Genomic DNA, 10127 nt, shown 5'->3' with positions numbered 1-10127 from the left:
ATGGGCGTAAAAAAAGCCGGACCCGTAATCACCGACCAAGGTAACATGGTGATTGATGTTAGGTTTGATGCGATCGATAACCCCGCCGAATTAGAAAAAACCCTCAACAACATTCCTGGCGTACTGGAAAACGGCATCTTTGTCAACTGTACCGATCTCGTCCTGATTGGCGAAGTTCAAGACGGTCAACCTGTGGTAAGACAAATGTAATTTGTGGGGCGCACAGGTGTGCGCCCGTGAAAGTCTATGCAATACCGACGATTTGGACGCACAGAAATACCCATGCCCGTATTTTCCTGTGGTGGTATGCGCTATCAGTTTAGATGGCAAGATGTCCCTGCTTGGACAATTCCGCAGAACAATCAGGGTAACTTAGAAGCCACAATTCGGAGGGCAATTGAACTAGGCATCAATCACATTGAGACAGCAAGGGGTTACGGCACTTCAGAAGTGCAACTAGGAAGGATTCTACCAAAATACGATCGCGATCGCTTAATCGTCCAAACGAAAGTTAATCCCAGCCAAAATCCCAACGAGTTTCGCCAGAAATTTGAACAGTCTTTACGCAATCTCCGCCTAGATTACATCGATTTACTAGGTATCCACGGCATTAACAATGCTGAAACCCTACATCAAACCATTCGTCCTGGTGGATGTTTGGAATTAGCGCGGCAGTGGCAAGCTCAAGGTAAGGTGAGATTTATCGGTTTTTCTACCCACGGCGCAACTGAAATTATTACACAGGCGATCGCCACAAACGAATTCGATTACGTTAATCTCCACTGGTACTATATCAATCAAGCCAACTGGGAGGCAGTTGTAGCCGCCAACCGTCACGATATGGGCGTATTTATCATTAGCCCCTCCGACAAGGGTGGAATGCTTTACAAGCCACCCCAAAAGCTAGTGGAACTCTGTTCTCCCCTCAATCCGATGGTGTTCAACGACTTGTTTTGTCTGAGTCATTCTCAGGTGCATACTCTCAGTTTAGGGGCTGCCAAACCGCAGGATTTTGACGAACACCTCAAAACTTTAGAATATCTCGATCGGGCAGATGAGATTTTACCACCGATTTTGGCGCGATTAGAGCAAGCAGCTTGCGACAGCTTAGGGGAAGATTGGGTAAAAACTTGGCAGATAGGTTTACCCAGATACGATGAAACCCCAGGTAACGTCAATATTCCGACGATCTTATGGTTGAGAAACTTGGCGATCGCCTACGACCTCACAGAATATGCCAAAATGCGGTACAATCTCCTCGGCAATGGTGGTCATTGGTTTCCTGGCAATCAAGCCAAGCAGATCGAGCAATTAGATTTGCGATCGTGCCTTACCAACAGCCCCCACGCTGATAAAATTCCCGCTATCCTCGCCGAAGCACACAAACTATTAAGCGGTGCAGAAGTCAAGCGGCTATCGCAAGAATAGGGGTGAGGAGTGAGGAGTGAGGGGTGAGGGAATTGTCGGGGCGGGTTTCACCCAACAGACTTTACGACTGACAGATATTTCAGCTAAACCCGCCCGTAGAAGGGTTAGCGAAATAATATAGGCATAATGACCTTAAACCTGAGAATATGAAAACTGTTGCAGCAAAAATTAATTGTTGAGACGTTAAAAACTAAGGTAATCCCAACCACCAATTACCAATTACCAACTACCAATTCCCAGAAAATCGCTGTAACAAATTTGATTAACTCAGTAAAGGTAAGTACTTATGTCTATCAAGCGTCGTAATTTCCTGTTCTTACTAGGAGCAACGGCTGGTGCTTATGCTATAGAAACTTATAGTTCGCACAGTTCAGCTTGGGCGCAAACTCCCAACCCTAGTGGAGATTTCAAATTACCACCTTTGCCATATGACTATAAGGCATTAGAACCGCATATCGACGCGCAGACGATGCGAATTCACCATGACAGACATCACGCGACATATGTAAAAAATTTAAATGCAGCGATCGCCAAATACCCAAAATTCAAAGGTCAAACTGCCGAACAACTCATCCAAAAACTTGATAGCCTACCACAAGATATTCGCATGACCATCCGCAACAATGGCGGCGGTCATGTCAATCATAGTATGTTTTGGGAAATTATGAGTCCGAAAGGGGGCGGAGAACCAACAGGAGAAATTGCCTCTGCGATTAAGAAAAACTTTGGTAGCTTTGCTAACTTTCAACAGCAATTCAATCAAGCGGGAGAAAAACGGTTTGGTAGCGGTTGGGCTTGGCTAGTGCGCACTCCTGACGGTAAATTTCAAGTTACCAGTACTGCTAACCAAGATAGCCCCCTAATGGAAGGTAACTATCCAATTATGGGAAATGATGTGTGGGAACACGCCTACTATCTCAAGTATCGGAATCGCCGCGCCGAATATCTCAAGGCTTGGTGGAATGTCGTCAACTGGCAGGAAATCAACCAGCGCTTAGCAATGGCAGCGAAAGCGGCATAATTGGCAGTAGGAGATAAGGGAGATAAGGGAGATAAGGGAGACAAGGGAGACAAGGAAGACAGGGAGGCTGAGGCAGCAATTACCAATTACCAATTCTCCACATTACACTCACCCCTCACTCCTCACCCCTCACTCCTCACCCCTTATTGGAACCCTAAAAATAGTTTTGCGTCATTGAGGGGTGGTAAGATTAACGCAGAAATTTGCCGCTGACGCAAATATGTAACTCAGTGCGATGTGGATATTTATCGTACTCGCGATCGCCAACTACTCATCTAAGATGTCTAGCTTAGGATTCGTACTAAAATGACATTGCTCGATAGCGATCTTCATCGTTCTCCATCTGCGATCGTGCTAATTCCAGTGTTTAATGATTGGGAGGCACTGGAAAGGTTGCTCTGGAGTTTGGATGAAACTTTTCTAGACCGAGATATTCGCGCAGATATTTTGATTGTAGACGATGCTTCGATCGCTCCAGCCCCTACGGAACTGAAATTTTTTAGTTTTAAAGCCATTGAGAAAGTCAAGATTTTAGAACTAAAAAGAAACTTAGGGCATCAACGAGCGATCGCTATTGGTTTAGCTTACATTGCAGCAAACTTAAACTGTAAAGTCGTTGTCGTTATGGATGGAGACGGCGAAGACAATCCGCAAGATGTTCCTAGACTAATCAATTGCTGCCAAGCAGAAAGCAATGCCAAAGTTATTTTTGCCAAAAGAACTAAGCGATCGGAAACATATGTTTTTAAAGCTTTTTATCTAGTTTATAAAATCGTTTACAAACTCTTAACCGGACATCACATTCAAGTAGGAAATTTCAGCGCAATTCCTTATCAACTTTTATCTAGAATTGTGGTCATCTCCGAGATTTGGAATCACTATGCCGCTGGAATTATGCGGGGGAGAATACCATACACTGAAATTGCTACCAAGCGCAGCAACCGTTTGTTCGGACGCTCTAAAATGAACTTTGTTTCCTTGGTAACGCACGGAATCAGTTCTATTTCCGTCTATGCAGATATAGTAGGTACGAGACTGATTATTTCTGTATCTGTAATTGTGTTATTGATTCTAATATCTCTAGGTGGAATTGTATCTATTAAACTCTTCACCAGTTTAGCAATTCCTGGTTGGACATCGATCGCAGTTGGAATTCTTTGCTCGATTCTCATGCAAGCAGTCATGTTATCGATTGTTTTTGCATTAATGATTTTAAATACTAGGAATAGTTATGGATTCATGCTTGGTCAAGACTATTATTACTTTGTTTCTAAGTTGAAAGAAGTCTTTTCTAGAGAAGTTTTGTCTAAATAAGTCGATGCAAGATTACTCCTATATTGGCTCGGAATTAGAATTATTCTCTCAAGCTTATAACTGGAAAAACTACTATGGAAATTTAATTCAAAAATATCTGCAAGGTAGAGTATTAGAAGTAGGTGCAGGGATAGGCGCAACCACTGAATTTCTCTGCAAAGGTCATCAAAAAGAGTGGATTTGCTTAGAGCCAGATCCAATTTTAACTGAAAAGATCGATCTAAAAATTTCTGTTGGTAGAGTGCCAGCGTGTTGTAAATCGAGAGTGGGAACCTCAGCAGATTTAGCTTCAAACGATTGGTTTGATACCATTATCTACATGGATGTTTTGGAGCATATAAAAGAAGATCGCACAGAAGTGAAGACTGTGACGCAGCATTTATCATCTGGCGGTTACTTAGTCGTACTAGCTCCCGCACATCAATGGCTATTTACGCCATTCGATCGAGCTATAGGACACTATCGACGCTATAACAAGCAAAGTTTAGCATCCACGATACCCAGAAACCTCAATTGTATTCAGCTGATTTATATCGACTCAATCGGATTACTTGCCTCATTAGGAAACCGTTTCGTGTTGAAAAGTAAAACGCCGACAAAACAGCAGATACAACTTTGGGATAAAGTCATGATACCTTTATCTAGAAACATCGATCCAATTTTGCAATATTCTTTAGGTAAATCTGTTTTAGGAATATGGCAAAAACAGAGCTGATAGACTACGAGTCTGAGGCTACACAAACTAAGTCTGTCTGAGCTAACTATTCTAGCTTGCGGAGGTAGGCTTTGTCTGTGTAACTGCGATTTCTAATCGCTGAGGTATTTTGACTGGTAGCAAAGGGTTGAAAATGAATAGCTTCAAAGTAAAAAATAAAACGATGCCAAAGACGATTCGTTTCGCGATCGTCGCCACTCAAATTGTAATTCTTATTTGCCTTTGTCTGGCGTTTAGCGTTCTAGTTATTAAAGATTTTTACCACCCGCTAACAGGATTTACTGGTCCAGGACTTCCAGGCTATCCAGATTCAACTGTCAATAAGGAATATGTAGACCTGTGGGAATATACAGGTTTTTATTTTGCCAAAAACTTTGATTTTTTTCCCCTACCTCACCTAAATTTAACTAACAATCAAGCTTTCTATCCCTACGGAACCAATAGCGTGTTTCAGCCTTGGGGAATTGAGAAAGATCTATTTTACGCTGCACTTTATTCTCTATTTCAAACTGGTCCTTGGTTGCAGCTTTATTATTTACTTTCAATCGTAGTCACGGTAGTTTTTACTTTTTTTCTGCTCCGAAAAGACTACGGCTTATATCGCGCTGCTGGTGCTGGCTTTATTGCTGCTTTTTTTAACTTTTACGCGATCGCAAAATATCCTCAACACGTTGGTTATGCAATCTTACACTGGACAATTCTCAGTTTTTTTGCTGACTTTCTCATCGTCAAACGAGTGGTCATGAGGCAACACGTATCTCTAAGATTGATTCTACTTAGGGTGTGTTTGCTCGTCTTATCTCTCGGTCAAGATTTGGGATATGTTGCTGGTTATGCATTAACATCTTTTACGGTTTCTATTCTTTATATTATTGCCCTCAATATTCAGAGATATTTAATTAAAAAAGAAGTCAAAATCAAAAAAGTCTTACGACTACAACTTTTAAGTTACAAAAGAGACTTCTTTACTCATCCCAAAACGAGTTTAATCTTATTAGCTATAACTGCGATCGCCAGTTATATATATCTACCTTTGGTTCTTCAAATTGGCAAAGCGGCTAAAAGTTTAAGCGATACGGGAGATTTTTATGGTGCTTGGTGGACGAATCCAGCGCGACTAATAATACCATTTTTTCCTTTCCTCAACCCAGGACAGAATTATGCCAACTTCTTTTTAGACTCAACAGAAGCTTTTTTTGATGGTAGTCCTGGTTGGTTTTTATTAATAATAGGAACTGTCGGATTGTGGCAAGCTAGGAAACACATTGGCATCTTTGTTCCCTTACTAATTATTCTCTTATTTTGCCTGCTCTACCATCCCACTTTTCTACCAACTTTAAAAATCTTTCCTTGGTTTAGCTTCAATCGCGTTAGCGGACGTAGCACGCTAGTTTATGCCGTAATTTTTTGCATTTTTGCTTTAGGAATTAATTTAGAACATTGGCGTTCCTTCGGCAAAAAGTTCTTAGCTGTTGCATTAGTTCTACTAGCTTGTACTGAACTTTACACTGCCTATTCGTATAAAGCTTACTACCAACCCGCTTCACTAAATGAAAATTTTTACGCCTACATGAATTATATCAAGGAGCAGCCAGGGGAAGCAGTGTTAGATTTTCCCTTCTGCGTTCATGGTGGTAATGGAATTGGTCCTTGCCCTTATTATGTCCATAACAGCGGCATTTTTACCTTAAGACGATTCCATGAGAAAAAAGTTATGGGACAGTATTTCGGACGCTTACACCCATCTCAAGCAGAACCTTACATTGCAGCAGGCTGGGATAAATTACTCGCACCAGACACGCAAAAGAAAACGTCAATTCCACAAGTAAAATGTTTCCGTTCTGATGAGTGGTCATTTTTTACAGATTTTTATAAACTGAACGATTTTGCTGGAATTAATTTATATACAGATTTACTCACAAAAGACTGTACTCAAGAATTTTACGGTCGTTTTGGCGTGCCAACAATGGTGACAGAAGCACCCACAGGTGGCAGAATAGAATTTATTCCTAAATCTACTAATTGGCGACTTCAAGTTAATTCAGACTTAGGTGCTAGCTTAAAATTTCAACCTTTATTAGATAGTTCTGAGACAAATTTACTGCAAAATAGTGCGCCCTATAGTTTAAATTTAACTGGATTGGAGGGAATTACTAAAGATGAACAACAGAATAAGTTTCGCTGGGGATTAGGAGAAAAAACAGAACTGAATTTCTATTTATCTGTTCCTCAAGATTTAGTGTTGACATATAGTTTTGACAATCCGATTAGCCCTCAAGATATAATTGTAGAGATTGATGGCATACAGATAGAAAGAATTGCTCCGATTAAAGTTGGCGATCGCGTTCAACGTCAACTGAAGTTTCAAGGAATTGCCGGACAGAATACTATTACATTTAAGTATCAAAATCGCAGTTCCTTTTTTGAGGTCTTGCAATATGCCATGAAGCATGAAAATTTAGAAATTAAACCGCTGCCACTCGAAGCACAGTACGGTAACTGGAAATCGCGGCGATCGATCCGATTTCAGCAACTTTCAATTCAACCAGTGAAAGAAGAGAAAGGTCAGAAAGCCTAAAAATCTGTCTAAGTAGATTTAAAATCTCTACTTTTTCTCTAGCTGTTGCAGGCAAATTCTGTTTGGATATTTCTACAATTTATAATTGTTAAGAACTAGTTTTTCTTAAATAAATGCAATGGCGCGTACCGTGGCTTAAAGGAGTGGTAAATTTTTCAATTTTTTCAATTTTTCCGCTCAATTTTTTTATAGTATCTTCTAAAGTTGTTTCTTCTTCTTTTGTCCAGTTACCTCGATATAAAACAGCTAATCCCTCCGCCTTGAGAAAAGGTAAAGCGTAATTTGCACAAACATCAGCCGCCGCCACAGCTCTAACTAAAGCTATGTCATAGTTGCTAAAATGCTGAGGTTGCTTGTTGATACTTTCAGCCCTACCAATTAAAGTTTGAATATTTTGCAGGTTCATTTCAGTCATTAAAGAATTTAGAAAAGCCACTTTTTTCTGCGTAGAATCGAGTAAAGTCACCTCAGCATCAGGTAAAGCGATCGCAACAGGAATTCCAGGAAAACCAGCACCCGTACCAATATCAATTATCTTCTGTAGGGGCGCACGGCTGTGCGCCCCTACAGAATTTGTTGGCAATAAAGATACAATCCCCCGCAGAGAGTCCCACAGATGCTTTTCCCAAAACTCTTCTGGTACAGTAATGCGAGTCAAATTTAATTTTTGATTACCAATAACGATCGCCTCATAAAGCTGCTGAAATTGCGCTTGTTGTTCGATACTAGGCTGCCAATTGAGAGTTTGCTGCCAAATCTCATGCATTTCCGGCAGTATAGAGTGATGAAACTCTTCCATAAAAGATCTAAATTATTTCTGCTGATTCCGACTTCTGTACGGGCGGGTTTAGCAAATGAATTGACTACCTTATCTATAAATCTTCGGTCAAAACCCGCCCCTACCTAGACTTACGCTTATACTACTTGATGCGGTTCGATCGCCAACGGTGCTGTAGGATAAATTTCACCGTGCTGAATTGACCAACAGCGATCGGCGATCGCCAATAAATCTCCTGCATCGTGAGTTACAACTAACAGCGTCCGTTGTTGCTTAAGTTGGGATAATAAATGAACTAGCTGCCTGCGCATCGACCAATCTAAACCAGCCGTAGGCTCGTCTAATAAAAGCAGTGCGGGTTTGCGAATCAACTGAACCGACATAGCCAAGCGGCGTTGCTGTCCACCGCTGAGAACTTGCGGTGGTGTGTGTAGAGGCAAATTCTCCAAACCGACATCTGATAAAGCTTGTTTGACTCGTTCCGAACCTAATTCGGGATGTCCCAAGCGTAATTCTTCTAAAATTGTACCACCGCAGAAATGACGCTCTGGAAACTGAAATACCAATCCTGCTAACTCTTGTAAATTTTCTGGTTGTAATTCTTGCGTTCCCCAACTTACGTTACCCGCAGTTGGCGATACCAACCCCGATAAGATTTCTAATAACGTACTCTTGCCAGAACCACTAGGACCAATAATCAATCCTAACTGCTGGGGTGCTAACTCTAGGTCGATCGATTTTAAAATAGCTGTTGAACTAGCTGGGGGGTGATAAGTCAGATTTTTCAGATAAAGCATCAGCTAAACATACCAACAAACGTTAACGGACATTCGGCAGCGCTAAATATACAGCGCTAAATATACAGCGCTAAATATACCAAGTATAATTCTGCCTGTATTCTGATAAACAGATGTCGATACCGATCGGCAGCTGCAACTTCCCAACCGGAGATTCGTCTAATTCAGTTATCAGTTATCAGTTATCAGTAGAGAGCGACTTGTGACTTCTCCCTTGTCCCCCTTGTCCTCCTTGTCTCAACCCCTAACTCCTATGATCGGGCAAATTTTTAGTGCGATCGCACTTTCAACTACACTCACTCTTTGCCTCATTTCTCCGACTCTGGCTCAAGATCCCTTTCGCGCTACGAATCAAAGACCGATTGGCGAAAAAACTGAAGCCGCTTTTAGAGCCATGTTCGAGCAGGGAGATTACATTTCAGCAGATCGCTATCTCAAGGCAATTTCAGGTAACGAGCAGCAAGAGCCTTTAGCTTATGCCATGAGAGCTTCCCTTGCTTACGTCCTCAACGAGGACTACAATTCTTTAGGCAACTATGGCAAAAAGACATTAGACACGGCTCGCCAACTAACATCAACAGACCCGTTGCGCGGTAATTTATACTCAGCAGTCGGTCATTTTTTATTGGGTGCATCTGCTTTGTTTCGAGAAGGGACAGTGAAGGGAACGCCGCAAGCTTTGGCAGAATTAAGGCAAGTCTACGAGTACATGGACAAAGCTGAAGCTATCTCCTCTACAGACCCCGAATTAAACTTGCTGCGGGGATACATGGACTTAATGGTATCTGTCAATCTGCCCTTTTCCAACCCAGAACAAGCAATTGGGCGCTTGCAAAGGTTTGCAGGACCTAAGTATTTATCTGAAAGGGGTGTAGCGGTTGGCTATCGAGATTTGAAAAAATTTCCCCAAGCCATAGAAGCTGTGGATAGAGCGATGAAAGCAAGTAATAGCAACCCAGAGTTGTATTATCTTAAAGGACAAATTCTCTCGACTTATGGCAATCAACAAAAGAGTGCAGCCATGTTACAGGAATCGGTGAAGAATTTCGATTTAGCGATCGCCAAAAAAGCCCAACTCCCACCCGACTTAGTCAAACAAATCGAGCGAGAGAGACGCAAGGCAGCTCAACGGCTAAGTGTAGTAGCGCAGCAAAAATAGATAATGGTCATTTGTCATTTATCATTTGTCATTGCTGGTTGACAGTTATTTCTCTTAGTCTCCTAGTCTCCTGGTTTCCTCTGCTTCCCCTTGCCTCCCTTGTCCCTCTCCCTAACCCCTTAACGATGCAAGTTCAATTTCGCGAATTTAATCCCTTTGATCTCTGGTTTTGGATCGAGTTTAGTAACGTACCTGCCCCAATGGAAAAGCAGTATGTTGAGGAGGTATTTCAATCCTGGTTTTATCTAGGAAAATTAGGTGGATTCAATGCCGAAAATTTACAAGTTCAAGAAGAAGGATTAGATCTCAGCTACATGGAATATGACACGCAGCAGGC

General features: G+C 41.7%; 11 protein-coding genes. 9 read left to right on the top strand and 2 right to left on the bottom strand.

The features are described from left to right. The 7 genes from ACRC32_RS15840 to ACRC32_RS15810 form a co-directional block, all read left to right on the top strand. On the top strand, positions 1-210 hold a 210-nt coding region (locus tag ACRC32_RS15840; protein ID WP_438554870.1), incomplete at its 5' end, for a ribose-5-phosphate isomerase A. Positions 211-246: 36 nt separating this feature from the next. Further along, on the top strand, positions 247-1428 hold the full coding sequence (locus ACRC32_RS15835) for an aldo/keto reductase (RefSeq protein WP_438554869.1): 1182 nt from the start codon (positions 247-249) through the stop codon (positions 1426-1428). 286 nt (positions 1429-1714) lie between these two features. Further along, positions 1715-2449 carry a superoxide dismutase gene (locus ACRC32_RS15830; protein WP_438554868.1) on the top strand — a complete coding sequence of 245 codons (735 nt, stop codon included), beginning with the start codon at positions 1715-1717 and terminating at the stop codon, positions 2447-2449. Beyond that, positions 2450-2662 (top strand): hypothetical protein, encoded by a 213-nt coding sequence (locus tag ACRC32_RS15825; protein ID WP_438554867.1) that lies wholly within the window; start codon positions 2450-2452, stop codon positions 2660-2662. A 93-nt stretch (positions 2663-2755) separates the two neighbouring features. Then, positions 2756-3763: a glycosyltransferase gene (locus ACRC32_RS15820; protein WP_438554866.1), complete on the top strand. Its 1008-nt coding sequence runs from the start codon at positions 2756-2758 to the stop codon at positions 3761-3763. Between the two features lie 4 nt (positions 3764-3767). After that, positions 3768-4478 carry a class I SAM-dependent methyltransferase gene (locus tag ACRC32_RS15815; RefSeq protein ID WP_438554865.1) on the top strand — a complete coding sequence of 237 codons (711 nt, stop codon included), beginning with the start codon at positions 3768-3770 and terminating at the stop codon, positions 4476-4478. Positions 4479-4611: 133 nt separating this feature from the next. Beyond that, positions 4612-7056, top strand: a complete 2445-nt coding sequence (locus ACRC32_RS15810) for a hypothetical protein (protein ID WP_438554864.1) — start codon at positions 4612-4614, stop codon at positions 7054-7056. An 88-nt stretch (positions 7057-7144) separates the two neighbouring features. On the opposite strand, the gene rsmG is transcribed toward ACRC32_RS15810, so the two are convergent. Both rsmG and ACRC32_RS15800 read right to left on the bottom strand, forming a co-directional pair. Next, on the bottom strand, positions 7145-7855 hold the full coding sequence (rsmG, locus tag ACRC32_RS15805) for a 16S rRNA (guanine(527)-N(7))-methyltransferase RsmG (protein ID WP_438554863.1): 711 nt from the start codon (positions 7853-7855) through the stop codon (positions 7145-7147). Positions 7856-7971: 116 nt separating this feature from the next. Continuing rightward, the gene (locus ACRC32_RS15800) at positions 7972-8631 is read right to left on the bottom strand and encodes an ABC transporter ATP-binding protein (RefSeq protein ID WP_192153448.1); all 660 of its coding nucleotides are present in this window, start codon (positions 8629-8631) and stop codon (positions 7972-7974) included. A 253-nt stretch (positions 8632-8884) separates the two neighbouring features. Here ACRC32_RS15800 and ACRC32_RS15795 point away from each other — a divergent pair, with 253 nt between their 5' ends. Together ACRC32_RS15795 and ACRC32_RS15790 are read left to right on the top strand one after the other, a co-directional pair. Then, entirely contained in the window at positions 8885-9790 is a 906-nt protein-coding gene (locus ACRC32_RS15795) for a Sll0314/Alr1548 family TPR repeat-containing protein (RefSeq protein ID WP_438554871.1), read from the top strand. 125 nt (positions 9791-9915) lie between these two features. Beyond that, the coding region (locus ACRC32_RS15790) for a DUF3531 family protein (protein WP_438554862.1) at positions 9916-10127 on the top strand (212 nt) is incomplete at its 3' end.

Source organism: Chroococcidiopsis sp. (genome assembly GCF_051657925.1).
Classification (GTDB): domain Bacteria; phylum Cyanobacteriota; class Cyanobacteriia; order Cyanobacteriales; family Chroococcidiopsidaceae; genus Chroococcidiopsis.
This window is presented reverse-complemented; position numbering and strand designations above follow the sequence as displayed.